The sequence below is a fragment of the Bradyrhizobium sp. 141 genome (assembly GCF_023074055.1).
In the GTDB taxonomy this organism is placed as follows: Bacteria; Pseudomonadota; Alphaproteobacteria; order Rhizobiales; family Xanthobacteraceae; genus Bradyrhizobium.
The window spans coordinates 16,593-32,642 of record NZ_JADPKR010000016.1 but is presented as its reverse complement, the minus strand read 5'-3'; the positions used below and the strand labels follow the sequence as shown (position 1 = coordinate 32,642).

13 protein-coding genes and 1 tRNA gene are annotated in these 16,050 nt (G+C 64.5%); 6 read left to right on the top strand and 8 right to left on the bottom strand.

Annotated elements, in window-relative coordinates; translation table 11 throughout:
- The first annotated feature begins 182 nt into the window (after positions 1-182).
- Positions 183-2,414: an ATP-binding protein gene (locus IVA81_RS05660; RefSeq protein WP_247313499.1), complete on the top strand. Its 2,232-nt coding sequence runs from the start codon at positions 183-185 to the stop codon at positions 2,412-2,414.
- Position 2,415: 1 nt separating this feature from the next.
- Here the strand turns inward: IVA81_RS05660 and IVA81_RS05655 are convergent, their stop codons facing one another.
- The 7 genes from IVA81_RS05655 to IVA81_RS05625 form a co-directional block, all read right to left on the bottom strand.
- On the bottom strand, positions 2,416-2,859 hold the full coding sequence (locus IVA81_RS05655) for a hypothetical protein (protein WP_247313496.1): 444 nt from the start codon (positions 2,857-2,859) through the stop codon (positions 2,416-2,418).
- Positions 2,860-2,861: 2 nt separating this feature from the next.
- Positions 2,862-3,230 carry a hypothetical protein gene (locus tag IVA81_RS05650; protein WP_247313493.1) on the bottom strand — a complete coding sequence of 123 codons (369 nt, stop codon included), beginning with the start codon at positions 3,228-3,230 and terminating at the stop codon, positions 2,862-2,864.
- 82 nt (positions 3,231-3,312) lie between these two features.
- Positions 3,313-3,780 carry a MarR family transcriptional regulator gene (locus IVA81_RS05645; RefSeq protein WP_247313490.1) on the bottom strand — a complete coding sequence of 156 codons (468 nt, stop codon included), beginning with the start codon at positions 3,778-3,780 and terminating at the stop codon, positions 3,313-3,315.
- Between the two features lie 10 nt (positions 3,781-3,790).
- Complete coding sequence (locus tag IVA81_RS05640) at positions 3,791-5,401, bottom strand: acyl-CoA synthetase (protein WP_247313487.1); 1,611 nt, start codon at positions 5,399-5,401, stop codon at positions 3,791-3,793.
- Positions 5,402-5,563: 162 nt separating this feature from the next.
- Positions 5,564-6,703, bottom strand: coding sequence for an epoxide hydrolase family protein (locus tag IVA81_RS05635; RefSeq protein WP_247313485.1), 1,140 nt, complete (start codon positions 6,701-6,703; stop codon positions 5,564-5,566).
- A gap of 484 nt (positions 6,704-7,187) precedes the next feature.
- Complete coding sequence (locus tag IVA81_RS05630; protein WP_247313481.1) at positions 7,188-7,643, bottom strand: GatB/YqeY domain-containing protein; 456 nt, start codon at positions 7,641-7,643, stop codon at positions 7,188-7,190.
- A gap of 33 nt (positions 7,644-7,676) precedes the next feature.
- The gene (locus IVA81_RS05625) at positions 7,677-8,405 is read right to left on the bottom strand and encodes an alpha/beta fold hydrolase (RefSeq protein ID WP_247313478.1); all 729 of its coding nucleotides are present in this window, start codon (positions 8,403-8,405) and stop codon (positions 7,677-7,679) included.
- Positions 8,406-8,551: 146 nt separating this feature from the next.
- On the opposite strand from IVA81_RS05625, the gene carA reads away from it, so the two are divergent.
- Entirely contained in the window at positions 8,552-9,742 is a 1,191-nt protein-coding gene (carA, locus tag IVA81_RS05620; RefSeq protein WP_247313476.1) for a glutamine-hydrolyzing carbamoyl-phosphate synthase small subunit, read from the top strand.
- A 215-nt stretch (positions 9,743-9,957) separates the two neighbouring features.
- Positions 9,958-10,479, top strand: coding sequence for a cupin domain-containing protein (locus IVA81_RS05615; RefSeq protein WP_247313472.1), 522 nt, complete (start codon positions 9,958-9,960; stop codon positions 10,477-10,479).
- A gap of 110 nt (positions 10,480-10,589) precedes the next feature.
- Here the strand turns inward: IVA81_RS05615 and IVA81_RS05610 are convergent, their stop codons facing one another.
- Positions 10,590-11,114 (bottom strand): DNA starvation/stationary phase protection protein, encoded by a 525-nt coding sequence (locus IVA81_RS05610; protein ID WP_247313470.1) that lies wholly within the window; start codon positions 11,112-11,114, stop codon positions 10,590-10,592.
- Positions 11,115-11,228: 114 nt separating this feature from the next.
- On the opposite strand from IVA81_RS05610, the gene IVA81_RS05605 reads away from it, so the two are divergent.
- The 3 genes from IVA81_RS05605 to carB all read left to right on the top strand — a co-directional run bounded on the left by IVA81_RS05605 (position 11,229) and on the right by carB (position 15,893).
- On the top strand, positions 11,229-11,930 hold the full coding sequence (locus IVA81_RS05605; RefSeq protein ID WP_247313467.1) for a class I SAM-dependent methyltransferase: 702 nt from the start codon (positions 11,229-11,231) through the stop codon (positions 11,928-11,930).
- 54 nt (positions 11,931-11,984) lie between these two features.
- Positions 11,985-12,060 (top strand) — tRNA-OTHER (locus IVA81_RS05600).
- Positions 12,061-12,428: 368 nt separating this feature from the next.
- Positions 12,429-15,893, top strand: a complete 3,465-nt coding sequence (carB, locus tag IVA81_RS05595) for a carbamoyl-phosphate synthase large subunit (protein WP_247313464.1) — start codon at positions 12,429-12,431, stop codon at positions 15,891-15,893.
- Positions 15,894-16,050: the final 157 nt, after the last annotated feature.

Sequence of the window (16,050 nt, the reverse complement as noted above, 5' to 3'; positions counted from 1 at the left end):
TTGATGCCGGATGACGGGAAGGGAACGACGACGCCCGCCGTTCGAACGTCGCGAGGCGGCTCGAATTCTTTAATCTTGTGTGCGATTTTCGAGCGAATTCCTATGGACTGAGCAGACGATAATCCGCAAGTTTTACCTTCGAACAAACACACCCGCGATGACCAGAGCGGACCGCCCCACCGATGAGCCTGCGTACCCGGTTACTGATCCTCGTCATCGCGGCCATGCTGGTGCCGGCGACCCTCGTCGGGCTGCGCTTCGTGCAGAACAGGTCCAGCGAAATCAACGCGGCCCTGGCCAATCTGGCCGCGACCGCCGACGACATCGCAAGCGATCTGGACGGGAAGATCCAGGGCACCGCCCAGCTTCACTATGGTCTCGCCCGTGCCCGCGACCTCGACACGCGCGACAAGGCGGCGTGCTCGGCGTTTCTGTCGGAAGTGCGCGAAGAATACCCGCAGTTCACGGGCATATTGACCATTGATCCGAACGGCAGCCTGTTTTGCGACTCGCTTCGGACCAACCGCACCCTCGATCTGACGGATCGCGCCTATTTCAAGCAGGCGCTCGTCTCGCACGGCGTCGTCGCGCTGGAGCCTGTGTTCGGCCGCCTCACCGGAATATCAGTGCTCCAGATCGCATATCCCGTGCGATCGGAGGCGGGCGCGCTGAAGTTCATCCTGCTCGCCTCGTTCAACCTGAACAAGTTCGCAGAGTATCATCACAAGCGGCTGCTCGCCCAGAAAGAGATCCTGCTCATCGACAGCAAGGGGACGGTCCTCGCCGCCCCCAAGGGCGACGGCTGGAGCGAGCCCGTCGGCGCGTCGATCGCCCAGTCCGACCTGTTCCGCTTCGCCGCGACGCCCGATCGGGAGGCGTTTCAAGAGGTGACCGATCGCGAGGGCCGCACGCAAGTCTGGGCCGCTGCCCGATCACCGTCGATCCGCAAGGCCGGCCTCACCATCATGGTCGGACGGTCCAAGGACGGACTGGTCGCGGCGGCAAACCGCCGGCTCTACGAGGACATGGCAATTCTCGCGGTGGCCCTGCTGCTGCTCCTGGCCGGCTTATGGATCCTCACGACCGTGAGCGTCGGGCGACAGGTCAGGCGGCTCGCCGCCATGGCCAAGAGGCTCGGACGCGGCGATCTCAGCGCGCGCATTCCAGAGCCCCATCCGGGCGGCGAGCTTGGCGGATTGATGACGCTGCTCAACGGCACCGCCGAATCGCTCGAGCAGCAGCGCACCGCGATCGCGGACCTCAGCCACAAGCTCAGCCAATCCCAGAAGATGGAAGCCATGGGCCAGCTCACCGGCGGCGTGGCACATGATTTCAACAATCTGTTGACCGTCATTCTCGGCAATTCGGAGCATCTTGCCGACAGGCTGGCGGGAAACAAGGAATTGCACCGGATCGCCGGCGACATCGCGACCGCCGCGGAGCGCGGTTCCGACCTGACCAAGAGCCTGCTCGCCTTCGCGCGCAAGCAGCCGCTCCGGCCGCGCGAGATCGACATCGCCGAGAAAGTTCTCGGCATGGAGCAGCTCTTGCGTCGGACTTTGGGCGAGCACATCGAATGCCGCTTCGCGTTCGAACCGGATCTATGGCAGACCAGCGTCGATCCTGGCCAATTGACGACGGCCGTGCTCAACCTCGTGCTCAACGCGCGCGACGCCATGCCGGAAGGCGGCAAGCTGACGGTCGAGGTCCATAACAGCTCGCTCGGTGAATCCGACCTCGACGTCAACGGCGAGCCGCGGCCCGGCGACTACGTCATGTTGGCCGTGACGGATACTGGCAGCGGCATGAGCTCCGAAGTGGCGAGCCGCGCCTTCGAGCCGTTCTTCACAACCAAGGAGGTCGGCAAGGGGACCGGCCTCGGCCTGAGCATGGTCTACGGATTTGCACAACAGTCCGGCGGGCTTGTGCAAATGCAGTCCGAACCGGGACAGGGCAGCGTCGTCAGGCTCTTCTTTCCGCGTCTCGCAACACCGCCGAGCGAGGATCCGCCACCTGCGGAGCAGACCGTCACACAAGCCGGACACGAAACCATTCTTCTCGTCGAAGACGACGACATGGTACGAGCCTATGTCGAGAACGAGCTCAGGACGCTCGGCTACCGGGTCATCGCGACGTCGAACGGACCCGCAGCGCTGAACATGCTGCGCCAGCCCGGGGACATCCAGTTGCTGTTCACCGACGTCGTGATGCCCGGCGGCATGTTCGGGCCGGAGCTTGCGAGGCAGGCAAGCGAGCTGCGGCCCGGGCTCAAGGTGCTCTTCACCTCCGGCTACAGCCAAAATGCGGTCAAGACACCCGACGGGATCGGCGAAGCCCGCATTCTGACCAAGCCGTTCCGACGAAAAGATCTTGCCGCGATGCTGCGGGCTGCCCTGGCGGAGCCATCGTGGTAGATCAGGACGCGATCGCGAGCTGGAGAGCCACTGCGAGATTGGCCGCGAACAGACCTGCGTCAATGACGAAGATCCGGAGCATCGGGCCCTTCAGCACCGGCCAGTACGCCACACCGACCCGGCCTCCGCGCATCAGCACCGGAAGATTGTAGGCGAACTGGCTGAAATGGCAGGCAGCAAAGAACAGGAACAGCACGAGCTGGGCTTCGACCGGCTGGAAGAAGGACGGACGCGCCGCCAGAAGATAGAACGACAAGAGCCCGATGGGCAGGTTCATTGCGCCCAGAAATGCAACGCTGGCCGCCAGGGTCGGCGCGATCGGATTGCCGCGCTCTTCCCGCGGCAGCAATATCTTCAGCGTGTTGGCTTGCGCAATGCTGAACTGAACGAATGCGCCGACGAACCAGAGCGTGTTGAGGAGCAGAACGATATCCGAAAGGCGCATGGTTATTTTCCGTAAAAGGCTTCACTGCGCAGGACGCGGCCGGCATCGTCGAAGTCCATGAACTCGCTGGCCCGCGTGTCGCCCAGCTGCCACCACACCGTCAGGCGCCCTATCGCCTCGTCCCAGCTCCAGCTCAGGATCTGCAGGTCGGCGCTTTCGATGTGACCATAGGCCTTCCGCCAATAGGCGCGGATATTCTCGATGCCGGCGACGACAGGAGAGCCGGTCAGCGTCAGCGCCAGGGGACTGCGCATCTGCGCATTCTCGGCAAAATGCTCCACGACCGCGTCGATATCCACCTTGCACCAACTCGCGCGCCATGCCGCGACGAACCGATCGGCGGCTGCGCGATTCATTTTCTGTGCGCTCATGACAGGGCCCTCCCCTCGCTTGTCGGCGAGGAAAAGTGGCAAAGCCGGCCTCTCATGTCAACTATGTTGACTTGAGATTTGTTCAATTGTGGTCGGCGATCGCCTCCATGACCGCCATCCATGCCGCCGCACCCGATACCCCGGCGCGATCGAACGCCTCGCGCAGGACCTTGCGCTCGTGGTCCGAGGCCCGCTGCTCGATGCGCTGCCCAGCAGCCGTCAGACGCAGCAGCTTCGAGCGATGCTGCTCGGGTGAGCGCTTCGACGTCAGCAGCTTGCGCTCCAGCAGCAGATTAAGCGGCCGGTTGAGGGCTTGCTTGGAGATGCCTAGAACCTCGAGCAGCGAGCCGATCGCGATATCGGGCCGGCGCGCCACCACGTAGAGGATACGGTGGTGCGGGCGCGACAGGCCCTGCTTCGCAAGATATGCGTCGGCCTCCAGCGTCATGCCGCGCCAGCCGTAATACATGAGCTCGAGCGCCGCATCCAGATCGTGGAGCTTCGTCAATGAGGCGCGGTGAAGTCCCGCGGCTTGAGACGTCTTTGCCATCGCTAGGAAGTCAGCCCTTCGCCCGCAGCTCGCGCCGCAGCACCTTGCCCGTCGCCGTCATCGGCAGCGTCTCGGCGAATTCGACGAAGCGTGGATATTCGTGCGCTGCGAGCTGCACCTTGACGAACTCCTGGATCTCGCGCGCGAGCGCGTCGGTGCCGGTAAAGCCGGGACGCAGCACGATCCAGGCCTTGATCGATTCGGTGCGGATCGGATCGGGAATGCCGACCACCGCGGCCATGGCCACCGAGGGATGCTTCATCAGCGTATGCTCGATCTCGGACGGGCCGACGCGATAGCCGGCGGTGGTGATGACGTCGTCCTCGCGACTGACGTACCAGAAATAGCCGTCCTCGTCCTGCACGCCGAGATCGCCGGTGAGCAGGAATTCGCCGGCATATTTCTTCGCCGTCGCCTCCGGATTGCGCCAATATTCGAGCATAGTGACAGGGCAAGGCTGGCGCACGCCGATGATGCCGCGCTGTCCGCGTTTCTGCTCTTCGCCCTTGTCGTTGACGATGCGGACGTCGAAGCCTGGCGTCGCCTTGCCCATCGCGCCGGGGCGGATCGGAAACAGGTTGGAGTTGCTGCCGATCACGAGATTGCACTCGGTCTGGCCGAACACCTCGTGCGCGTCGATGCCGAAGGTCTCGCGCACCCAGCCCAGCAATTCGCCGCCGAGAGATTCGCCGCCGGTAAAGATACTGCGGAGCTTGACGCCCGGATGCTTCACGCCGGCCTGCCGCATCAACTTCAGCGCGGTCGGCGGCAGGAAGACGTTGCGGACACCGAGATCGGCCATCATCTGCATCGCCGCCTGCGGCTCGAATTTTCGCGCGCGGTGACCGACCAGCGGGATGCCGTGGTACCAGAACGCGAGCAGCCCGTTGACGAGGCCGCCGATCCAGGCCCAGTCCGCCGGCGTCCACATCAGATCGCCGGGGCGCGGCAGGAAGTTATGGCACATCTCCACGTTCGGGAGATGGCCGAGCACGACGCGGTGCGCGTGCAGTGCGCCCTTCGGGTTGCCTGTGGTGCCCGAGGTGTAGATGATCAGCGCGGGATCGTCGGCCGACGTGTCGACGGTCGCGAAGTCCTCGGACGCGGTTTCGATCGCCGACCAGAAAGGTTTTGCGCCGGCGTGGACGGCGCCGCTCGTGACATAGATGTCCTGCAGATAGGGCAGCCGATCGCGGATATTCGTGAGCTTCTCCCAGCCCACCTCATCGGTGATGATGGCCCTTGCCTGCGAATTCGACAGGCGGAATTCCAGCGCGTCCTCGCCAAACAGCGCGAACAGCGGGATCGAGATCAGGCCTGCGCGGAACGCGGCCATATGGGCGATCGGCAATTCCAGCGACTGCGACAGGAACACCGCGACGCGGTCGCCGCGCGAAAGCCCATCCGTCGTCAGCACATTGGCGAAGCGGCGCGACATCTCGGCGATCTCGTCGAAGGAGGTGCGGCTCGTCGCACCGTTCTCGTCGACATAGATCAGCGCGAGCCGGCCGGTGCCGTCGGCATGGCGGTCGCAGCACGCCTCCGCCATGTTGAAGCGCGCCGGGATGTCCCAGCGGAAATTGCGATAGAGCTCGTCGTAGGTAGCGGCTTCGGTGAGCATGGGCCTGGTCGTCTTCCCGATGTCTTGTTGTTGCCGCCCAGTCTAAGGCCGCGAACGCACGCGACAAGCCCTTCGACGTCATTCCGGGGCGATGCGGAGCATCGAACCCGGAATCTCGAGATTCCGGGTTCGCCCTTCGGGCGCCCCGGAATGACAGCAACATTACCGCACCGTCGCAAAGAACTTCCTGACATCGCGCACAAACAGTTCCGGCTGCTCGAACGCGGCGAAATGGCCGCCCTTCTCCATCTCGCTCCAATGCGTGATGTTGTGGAAGTTCGGCTCCATCCAGCGCCGCACCGGCGTGATGATCTCCTTGGGGAAGGCGGCGACACCCGTCGGCACCTTGACCACCGGCGTGGTGCGGCGCTTGCCAAAGCTCTCCCAGTAAAGCCGCGCCGAGGAGGTCGCCGTCGCCGTCGCCCAGTAGAGCATGACGTTGTCGAGCAGCTCGTCGCGGGCGAAGATATTTTCCGGATGACCGTTGCAATCGGTCCAGGCCCAGAATTTTTCCAGGATCCAGGCCGCCTGCCCGCTCGGCGAATCCGTCAGGCCATAGCCGAGCGTCTGCGGCCGTGTCGCCTGCTGCTTGGAGTAACCGGAGTCGAGATCGACATAGTGCTTGAGGCCGGCAAGCGCGCGCTTCTCTTCCACCGTCGGCTCGCCCTCGACCTTTGGTGCCGCGTTGAAGGCGAGCGTGATGTGGATGCCGGCGCAGTGCGCCGCATCCTGCGCGCCGAGCGACGTCGTCACCGCCGAACCCCAATCGCCGCCTTGCGCGCCGTAACTGATATAGCCGAGCCGGTCCATCAGCTTGGCCCAGGTCGCGGCGATGCGATCGACGCCCCAGCCGGTCGCCTTGGGTTTGGCCGAAAAGCCGAAGCCCGGCAGCGAGGGACAGATGACATGAAACGCATCCGCGGCATTGCCGCCATGCGCGGCGGGATCGACCAATGGCGCGATCACCTTCTGGAATTCGACGATCGAGCCGGGCCAGCCATGGGTGATGATCAGCGGCAGCGCGGACGGCTCTTTCGAACGGACGTGGATGAAGTGGATGTCGAGCCCGTCGATCTCGGTCGTGAACTGCTCGAAGCGGTTGAGCTTTGCCTCGCGCGCACGCCAGTCGTAGCCATCAGCCCAGAACGTGCAGATCTCCCGGATCCATTTCAGCGGCGTGCCCTGGCTCCAGTCGTCAACCAGCTCCGCCTCCGGCCAGCGCGTGCGGGCGAGACGTGATTTGAGGTCGGAGAGGATGTCGTCGCTGATGGCGATACGGAACGGTTTGATGGCGCCGGTCATCGGTTGCCTCCCGATTGTTTCTGTCGGGAGAGAGTAGACTGGATCGTAGCCGCGACAAAGGTGCCATCCTCCCCTGGAGGGGGAGGATCGGTTCGCATGAAGCGAAGCGCAATGCGAACCGAGGTGGGGTGACAGTCTCTCCACACGATCGGTGCCCGAGTGGAGGGATCACCCCACCCCGCTCGCGCTCCGCGCGATCGACCCTCCCCCTCCAGGGCAGGGCAATCGCATATGGTGTGCAGGATGCGGCGGCATTGGCAGTCGGCTCCCTCTCCCGCTTGCGGGGGAGGGCTGGGGTGGGGGCTGTCTCCGCATTGGGATTGTTGAGAATTGCGGAGGATGTCCCCGAGTGGTGAGAACCCTCACCCGCCGCGCTCTGCGAGCGCGTCGGCCTCTCCCGCAAGCGGGAGAGGCGGAGCAAGCCCGCGGTCCTCGTGAAATCCATATGCGATAGCCCTGCCCTCCAGGGGAGGGTAACACAGCGCTAGCCAGACAGTGCGGCCTTCACGAGGCCGCTGGCCTTGCCGAAATCCATCTGGCCCGCGTACTTCGCGCGCAGCACCGCGATCACCTTGCCCATGTCCTTCATGCCGGCCGCGCCGGTCTCGCCGATCGCGTCCGCGATCGCCTTCTTGACCTCGTCGTCGGCCATCTGCTTCGGCAAATAAGCCGAGATCACCGCGATCTCCTCGCGCTCCTGGGCGGCGAGCTCGGCGCGGCCGCCTTTTTCGTAGAGCTCGACCGACTCCTGGCGCTGCTTGATCATCTTTTGAAAGACGCCGAGCAGGTCGGCGTCCGACAGCGGCGGCTTGCCGTTGCCGCGGGCGTCGATGTCGGCGTTCTTGATGGTCGAGTTGACCATGCGCAGCGTGGACAGCTTGCGCTCGTCCTTGGCCTTCATGGCCTCCTTGACCGCATTGTTGATGTCGTCGCGCAGCATGATCGTGATCCCTTCGAATATCCGACGCCTGATCTAGGCCGTCCGCGCCCCCGAGACAACCTCGGTTCCGAGCCATTCGGACAGCGCGCGCAGTGTCGCTTCCGGCTGCTCGGCTTGCGGCAGGTGTCCGCAGCGCTCGAGGACCACGAGCCTCGCGCCGGCGATGCCCTCGGCCATCTCCTTCGAGAACGCATTCGGAATGGTGTTGTCGGCATCGGCCGTCAGCACCAGTGTCGGGCACTTGATGGCCGACAGCGTCGGGCGCGAATCCACCCGTGCGATGATTGCGGTCTGCTGCCGCAGATAGCCCTCGACGCCGACATCCTCATCCTGCGCATGCACGAGCTTGAGAATATCGGCATCATCCCGCCGCGACGGATGCACGAGCTCCGGAAAACCTTCCTCGCGGACGGCGCGGAGCTCGCCGCGTCGGGCGCGCTCCATCAGGCCGCGGCGGCGCGCGGTCGTCTCGGCCGTATCGGGCCGGGCCTGGGTGTTGATCAGCGCGAGCCTTGCCACCCGCTCGGGCGCCTGGCGCATGATCTCGAGCGCGATGTAGCCGCCCATCGAATGGCCGGCGAGCGCGAAGCGCGGCGGCGCCTCGGCCAGCACCCGGCGGGCGATCGCCGCCATGCTGTCGTCGCGGATATGGTTGGCAATCATCACCGGGCCGAACCGCCATAGCGCCGGAATCACAGGAATATAGATCCGAGCCGAGGAGGCCAGCCCCGGAACCAGCACAATCGGGATGGTCTGGTCCATTATTGCCTCGCAAGCCCAGGAAATTGCCGGAAATTGTGCGGTCGAGCTTAAGTGCCGGAGACGGGCTGTCAAATATGCAAAAACGCATGTGAATCGCGCTTCTCCCGCTTTGACGGCGGCGTCCGCGGGGACTATGAAACGCGCTCATGACACAACATGACAACGATCCCGCCTGGCCGGACCACAAACCGACCGCGCTCCTCGTGCTTGCCGACGGCACGGTGCTCGAAGGCTTTGGTCTCGGCGCCGAAGGCCACGCCGTCGGTGAAGTCTGCTTCAACACCGCGATGACCGGCTATGAGGAAATCCTCACCGATCCCTCCTATGCCGGCCAGCTCATCACCTTCACTTTCCCGCATATCGGCAATGTCGGCACCAACGAGGACGACATCGAGACGGTGAACATGGCGGCGACGCCGGGTGCGCGCGGCGTGATCCTGCGCACCGCGATGACCGATCCCTCGAACTACCGCGCCACCAAGCATCTCGACCAGTGGCTGAAGGCGCGCGGCATCATCGGCCTCTCCGGCATCGACACCCGCGCCCTGACCGCGCTGATCCGCAGCAAGGGCATGCCCAACGCCGTGATCGCGCACGCGAAGCACGGCGAGTTCGACCTGCATGGGCTGAAGGAAGAAGCGCGCGAATGGCCGGGCCTCGAGGGCATGGACCTCGTGCCGATGGTCACCTCGGGCCAGCGTTTCACCTGGGACGAGACGCCCTGGCTGTGGGACAAGGGCTTTGGCCGTCAGGACAAGCCGGAATTCAACGTCGTCGCCATCGACTACGGCATCAAGCGCAACATTTTGCGCCTGCTCGCCGGCGTCGGCTGCAAGGTGACGGTGGTGCCGGCAACGACCTCGTCCGAAGACATCTTGGCGATGAAGCCGGACGGCGTGTTCCTGTCGAACGGTCCGGGCGATCCGGCTGCGACCGGAAAATATGCCGTGCCTGTGATCCGGGACGTGATCAAGTCGGGCACGCCGACCTTCGGCATCTGCCTCGGCCACCAGATGCTTGGCCTTGCCGTCGGCGCCAAGACCAAGAAGATGCATCAGGGCCATCACGGCGCCAACCACCCGGTGAAGGACGAGACCACCGGCAAGGTCGAGATCACCTCGATGAACCACGGCTTTGCCGTGGACGAAGCGACGCTGCCGAAGGGCGCGACGCAGACCCACATCTCGCTGTTCGACGGCTCCAATTGCGGCATCCAGCTCGACGGCAAGCCGGTGTTCTCGGTGCAGTACCACCCCGAGGCCTCACCCGGCCCGCGCGACTCGCACTATCTGTTCCAGCGCTTCGCCGATCTGATGCGGCAGAAGAAGAGCGCGTAAGACGCGCGCTCTCGTGCCCCGGGCGCAGTGCAGCGCGCCGCGCTTCGCGTCGTGATGCACTGCTGAACCGGGGCCTAGCCTGCGGCTCTCTCTGGCTCCCGGCTCTGCGCGGTAGCGTTGCACGCTGCAGCGCGTCCGGGACACGAGACCCGTCGAGGAACACCTCCGCAAGATAGAATGTTGTCCCGCTGTCGTTTTGCAGCCGGAGCCCCATCATGTCCGTCGTCCGCGACAATGCCGAGCCGCTTGCCATCGTGTTCGAGGATGACGGGCTCGTGCCGAACAACATCCGTCCGTTTCTGGTCTACCAGGGCGCGGTGAAGCTCGATCCGAAGCAGCCGGAAGCGACCATCGAAAATCTGTTCGAAGCGAATGGCTGGGGCGGCACCTGGCGCAACGGCGTGTTCGACTATCTGCATTATCACGCGACGGTGCATGAGGTGCTTGGCGTCGCGCGCGGAAGTGCACGGGTTCGCTTCGGCGGCGATCACGGCCAGGAGCTACAGATCAAGGCCGGCGACGTCGCGATCCTGCCCGCCGGCACAGGGCATCAATGCATCCAGGCGAGCGATGATTTCTGCGTGATCGGGGCCTATCCGCCGGGCGCGAAGATGGAGATCACAAGGGCAACGCCGGACAACCATGCCAAGGCGCTGAAGACGATTCCGCAAGTGGCGCTGCCGCCGGCCGATCCGGTGACGGGGAAGCACGGGGCGATGATGAGGCTGTGGCGGTAGACAAAAGCGCAGGTGCGTAGGGTGGGCAAAGGCGCGCTCTTGCGCGCCGTGCCCACCACTCCCAGTTGGTGGGCACGCTTCGCTTTGCCCACCCTACAAGAATTACCGGGCTACGCCTCGTTGCCGCCTTCCTGGCGGGTGGCTTCGAACAGGAACCAGGTGCGGCGCTCGGTCTCGTCGATGAAATTTTCCAGGATGCTGGCGCTGGCGACATCGCCGGCGTCGTCGCAAACGTCGTGCGCTTTGCGCATCGCAGCGGCGACGTGCTTGTTGTCCTGCATCAGCTCGCGCAACATCTCGCGGGGCGGGACATAGTCCTCGTTGTTGTCCTTGATGGTCTGGAGCTTTGCGACCTGGCCGATCGACTTCAGCGTGGTGCCGCCGATCTTGCGCACGCGCTCGGCAAGCTGGTCGGTGGTGGCGAAGATCTGGTCCGACTGCTCGTCGAGCAGCAGATGGTAGTCCCGGAAGTGCCGCCCGCTGATGTGCCAATGGAAATTCTTGGTCTTCAGATACAGCGCGAAGGCGTCGGCCAGAAGCACGTTGAGCGCCTCCGAAATCTTCTTCACCCCGTCGGGCGCCAGATCGGTGGGTGTATCGAGCTCGGGGGAGACCTTGTTGTTGGTTTTGCTCACGGGAGACCTTCCTGTTAGGACGCGGACATTGACGGCGCGCCGTCGCACCCCTAACGCAAGGCGGACAGCGCCGGTTCCTTTGGCGGAACCGTTGGGCCGGGACCCTCGAATACCATGGACGATTGGATCGATTATTACGACTCCACGCATACGATCTATGTCAGCAAGCTGCATCGCGACTTGCACTTCCAGATCATCGCGCGGGACATCGTCGGCTACATCTCCTCGCCGGACGCGACGGTGCTGGACTATGCCTGCGGCGAGGCCCTGTCGGCGAGCCAGGTGGCCGCTGGTTGCGGCAAGCTGATCCTTGCCGAGCCTGCGCCTGGCGTGCGCGGCCGACTGATCGCGCGGTTTGCTCCGAACACCAAGATCCGCGTCCGCTCGCTCGACGACGTTCGCAACATGCAGGACCAGTCGATCGATCTCGTCGTGATGAACTCGGTCGCGCAATACATGGCGCCGGACGAGCTCGATGCCGCGCTCCTCAACATCCACCGCATCCTGAAGCCCTCGGGCAAGCTGGTGCTGGGAGACATCCTCCAGCCCAATGTCGGCATGTTCAGGGACGTCATGGCGCTGCTCGGCTTCGGCCTGCGCCACGGCTTCCTGAAGGACGCGCTGATCGGGCTGATCAGCACCGCGCTGTCGGATTACCGTCACCTGCGGACGCGCATCGGACTGCAGCGCTACAGCGAGGACGAGATCACCGCCAAGCTGAGGGCGGCCGGATTCGCGGTCCAGCGCGCCCACACCAATATCGGCCACAATCGCTGGCGCATGACCTTCGTCGCGCGGCCGCCTCTGGTTCGTTAAGCATAACAATTAGCCGTTGTAGCTTGCCGCACTGCAATCGGTCATGATCGCCGCGGCCCGGTGGCGGAAGCGTCTACGCGAGGGCGGTGCAACGCTCTACATCCTGGTTCAAATCCAGGCCGGGTCTCCAGCCTTCGCTGGCTTCGCCAGCTTCGGCTAGGCAAGCCGTATCGTGCGAAGGCTGCCTCGGCGAAGCCCGAAGGGCGAAGCCGGGCGTGGCGCAGCCACGCAAGACCCGAAGGGGCGAAGCGTGTCCGGCGTAGCTGGAGCGCAGCGGAAGCGTAGACGGACGTCCCGGACGGACCGCCCCCCGAAGCAGCCCACCCCTCCCCTAACCGGTCAAAATTGCCGGTTGATGGGCGTTTTTCGGGGTTTCGCCGCCCCAAAAACTGGTCTAAGACCCACCCGCGCGCGAGGGCGACCACCGCGCTCTCGGCCACAGGGACGCGCAGCTGCGCGCCCTTTTTTTGTGCCCAAATTCCAGTCCGGCGAGAGTTGATGCCCAAACGTACAGACATCACCACCATCCTGATCATCGGCGCCGGTCCCATCGTGATCGGCCAGGCCTGCGAGTTCGATTATTCGGGCACCCAGGCGGTGAAGACGCTGAAGGAAGAGGGCTATCGCATCGTCCTCGTCAATTCCAACCCGGCCACCATCATGACCGACCCGGAATTGGCCGATGCGACCTATATCGAGCCGATCACGCCCGAGATCGTCGCCAAGATCATCGAGAAGGAACGTCACGTCATTCCCGGCGGCTTCGCGCTGCTGCCGACCATGGGCGGGCAGACCGCGCTGAACTGCGCGCTGTCGCTACGCCTGCAAGGCACGCTCGACAAGTTTGACGTCGAGATGATCGGCGCCACCGCGGACGCGATCGACAAGGCGGAGGACCGCCAGCTGTTCCGCGAGGCCATGACCAAGATCGGGCTCGAGACGCCGAAGTCGCGGCTCGCCAACGCCTCCGCCCTGAAGAAGTCCTTCCGCGACAAACGCCAGGCCGAACGCGAGAAGCTCTCGGGTGCGGCCCTCGAAGAACACGATCGGCAGTGGACGCTGGGCGAGAGCGACCGCCGCAAGCGCTATCAGGAATACGCTCTCGGCCAGGCGCTGATGGCGCTGTCCGAGATCGGCCTGCCCGCGATCATCCGCCCCTCCTTCACGATGGGCGGCACCGGCGGCGGCATCGCCTACAACAAGGAAGAGTTCCTCGACATCATCGAGCGTGGCCTCGATGCGTCTCCCACCAACGAAGTGCTGATCGAAGAATCCGTGCTCGGCTGGAAGGAGTACGAGATGGAGGTGGTGCGCGACAAGAAAGACAATTGCATCATCGTCTGCTCGATCGAGAACCTCGATCCGATGGGCGTGCACACCGGCGATTCCATCACGGTGGCGCCGGCGCTGACGCTGACCGACAAGGAATATCAGATCATGCGCGACGCCTCGCTGGCGGTGCTGCGCGAGATCGGCGTCGAGACCGGCGGCTCCAACGTGCAGTTCGGCGTCAATCCCGAGGACGGCCGCATGGTCGTCATCGAGATGAATCCGCGCGTGTCGCGCTCCTCCGCGCTGGCTTCCAAGGCCACCGGCTTTCCGATCGCCAAGGTCGCCGCCAAGCTCGCGGTCGGCTACACCCTGGACGAGATCGCCAACGACATCACCGGCGGCGCCACGCCGGCCTCGTTCGAGCCGACCATCGACTACGTCGTCACCAAGGTACCGCGCTTCGCCTTCGAGAAATTCCCGGGCGCCTCGACCACGCTGACGACCTCGATGAAGTCGGTCGGCGAAGTCATGGCGATCGGCCGCACCTTCCAGGAAAGCCTGCAGAAGGCGTTGCGCGGACTCGAGACCGGATTGACCGGCCTCGACGAGATCGAGATCGAGGGCCTCGGCCGCGACGACGACAAGAACGCGATCCGTGCCGCGCTCGGCACGCCGACGCCGAACCGGCTGCTGCAGGTCGCCCAGGCCATGCGGCTCGGCTGGTCGAACGAGGACATCTTCAACTCCTGCAAGATCGACCCGTGGTTCCTCGGCGAGATGCGCGGCATCGTCGACATGGAGGACAAGGTCAGGAAGAACGGCCTGCCCGGCAACGCCTTCGGCATGCGCACGCTCAAGGCCATGGGCTTCTCCGACGCGCGGCTCGCGGTGCTTGCCGAGACGACGGAAGCCGAGGTGACCGCGAAGCGCCACGCGCTCGGCGTTCGCCCCGTCTACAAGCGCATCGACACCTGTGCGGCCGAGTTCGCCTCGCCCACCGCCTATATGTATTCGACCTATGAGGCGCCGTTTGCGGGCTCGCTCGCGGACGAGAGCACCCCGTCCGACAAGAAGAAGGTCATCATTCTCGGCGGCGGGCCGAACCGCATCGGCCAGGGCATCGAGTTCGACTATTGTTGCTGTCACGCCTGCTTCGCGCTGCACGACGCCGGCTACGAATCCATCATGGTCAACTGCAACCCGGAGACGGTGTCCACCGACTACGACACCGCCGACCGGCTCTATTTTGAGCCGCTCACCGCCGAGGACGTGCTGGAGATCATCGCGACGGAGCGCTCGAACGGCACGCTGCACGGCGTGATCGTGCAGTTCGGCGGCCAGACACCGCTGAAGTTGGCACGCGCGCTGGAGGCTGCCGAGGTGCCGATCCTCGGCACCTCGCCTGATGCCATCGACCTTGCGGAAGACCGCGACCGCTTCAAGCGCGTGCTCGACAAGCTGCGGCTGAAGCAGCCGAAGAACGGCATCGCCTATTCGGTCGAGCAGGCGCGCCTGGTCGCAACCGATCTCGGCCTGCCGCTGGTGGTGCGCCCCTCCTACGTGCTCGGCGGCCGCGCGATGCAGATCATCCGCGAGGAGAACCAGCTCAGCGATTACCTGCTCGGCACGCTGCCGGAGCTGGTGCCGGCCGACGTCAAGGCCCGCTATCCGAACGACAAGACCGGGCAGATCAACACCGTTCTCGGCAAGAACCCGCTGCTGTTCGACCGTTATCTGTCGGATGCCACCGAGATCGACGTCGACTGCCTCTGCGACGGCAAGGACACGTTCATCGTCGGCATCATGGAGCACATCGAGGAAGCCGGCATCCATTCCGGCGACAGCGCCTGCTCGCTGCCGCCGCACTCGCTCGATGGGAAAATGATCGAGGAGCTGGAGCGGCAGACCCGCGAGCTCGCGCTCGGCCTCGACGTCGTCGGCCTGATGAACGTGCAATACGCCATCAAGGACGGCGAGATCTACGTGCTCGAGGTCAATCCGCGCGCCTCGCGCACCGTGCCCTTCGTCGCCAAGGTGGTCGGCACGCCGGTCGCGAAGATCGCCGCGCGCGTCATGGCGGGCGAGAAGCTCGCCGATTTCAAGCTGAAGAAGGCGCAGCTCAAGCATGTCGGTGTCAAGGAATCGGTGTTTCCGTTCGCGCGCTTCCCTGGCGTCGACACGGTGCTCGGCCCCGAGATGCGCTCGACCGGCGAGGTCATGGGCATCGACCGCTCGTTTGCAGTGGCGTTCGCCAAGAGCCAGCTCGGCGGCGGCACGCGAGTACCGCGCAAGGGCACGGTGTTCGTCTCGGTGCGTGAGAGCGACAAGACGCGTATTGCCGAAGCGGTTCGCGAATTGCATTCACTCGGCTTCAAGGTGCTGGCGACCTCGGGCACCCAGCGCTTCCTGACCGATCAGGGCATCCCGACCGAGAAGGTGAACAAGGTGCTGGAGGGACGGCCGCACATCGTCGATGCCATCACCAATGGCGACGTCCAGCTCGTCTTCAACACCACCGAAGGCCCGCAGGCGCTGGCCGACAGCCGTTCGCTGCGGCGCGCGGCCCTCTTGCATAAAGTGCCGTATTACACCACTCTTTCCGGGGCCGTGGCGGCCGCGCAGGGCATCCGCGCCTATCTTGGCGGGGACCTTGAGGTTCGGACCCTGCAGAGCTACTTTTCGGAAACCTGATCGCTAGCGGCGGCGACGCTTCCGCTAAGTGATTGGCAATGAAGCCACAATGGCCGGAGGAACTGATCCGGCCAGGTGGTGGTTCTGTTCCGGCGCCAGACCCACATAACTCCCGGTGGGCGCGTGTTCAGCCCCGGGAATACCGACGAATCAAGGT

Coding starts and splice junctions, on each gene's coding strand:
- IVA81_RS05660 (WP_247313499.1), top strand. CDS start 183: ATGAGCCTGCGTACCCGGTTACTGATCCTCGTCATCGCGGCCATGCTG.
- IVA81_RS05655 (WP_247313496.1), bottom strand. CDS start 2,859: ATGCGCCTTTCGGATATCGTTCTGCTCCTCAACACGCTCTGGTTCGTC.
- IVA81_RS05650 (WP_247313493.1), bottom strand. CDS start 3,230: ATGAGCGCACAGAAAATGAATCGCGCAGCCGCCGATCGGTTCGTCGCG.
- IVA81_RS05645 (WP_247313490.1), bottom strand. CDS start 3,780: ATGGCAAAGACGTCTCAAGCCGCGGGACTTCACCGCGCCTCATTGACG.
- IVA81_RS05640 (WP_247313487.1), bottom strand. CDS start 5,401: ATGCTCACCGAAGCCGCTACCTACGACGAGCTCTATCGCAATTTCCGC.
- IVA81_RS05635 (WP_247313485.1), bottom strand. CDS start 6,703: ATGACCGGCGCCATCAAACCGTTCCGTATCGCCATCAGCGACGACATC.
- IVA81_RS05630 (WP_247313481.1), bottom strand. CDS start 7,643: ATGCTGCGCGACGACATCAACAATGCGGTCAAGGAGGCCATGAAGGCC.
- IVA81_RS05625 (WP_247313478.1), bottom strand. CDS start 8,405: ATGGACCAGACCATCCCGATTGTGCTGGTTCCGGGGCTGGCCTCCTCG.
- carA (WP_247313476.1), top strand. CDS start 8,552: ATGACACAACATGACAACGATCCCGCCTGGCCGGACCACAAACCGACC.
- IVA81_RS05615 (WP_247313472.1), top strand. CDS start 9,958: ATGTCCGTCGTCCGCGACAATGCCGAGCCGCTTGCCATCGTGTTCGAG.
- IVA81_RS05605 (WP_247313467.1), top strand. CDS start 11,229: ATGGACGATTGGATCGATTATTACGACTCCACGCATACGATCTATGTC.
- carB (WP_247313464.1), top strand. CDS start 12,429: ATGCCCAAACGTACAGACATCACCACCATCCTGATCATCGGCGCCGGT.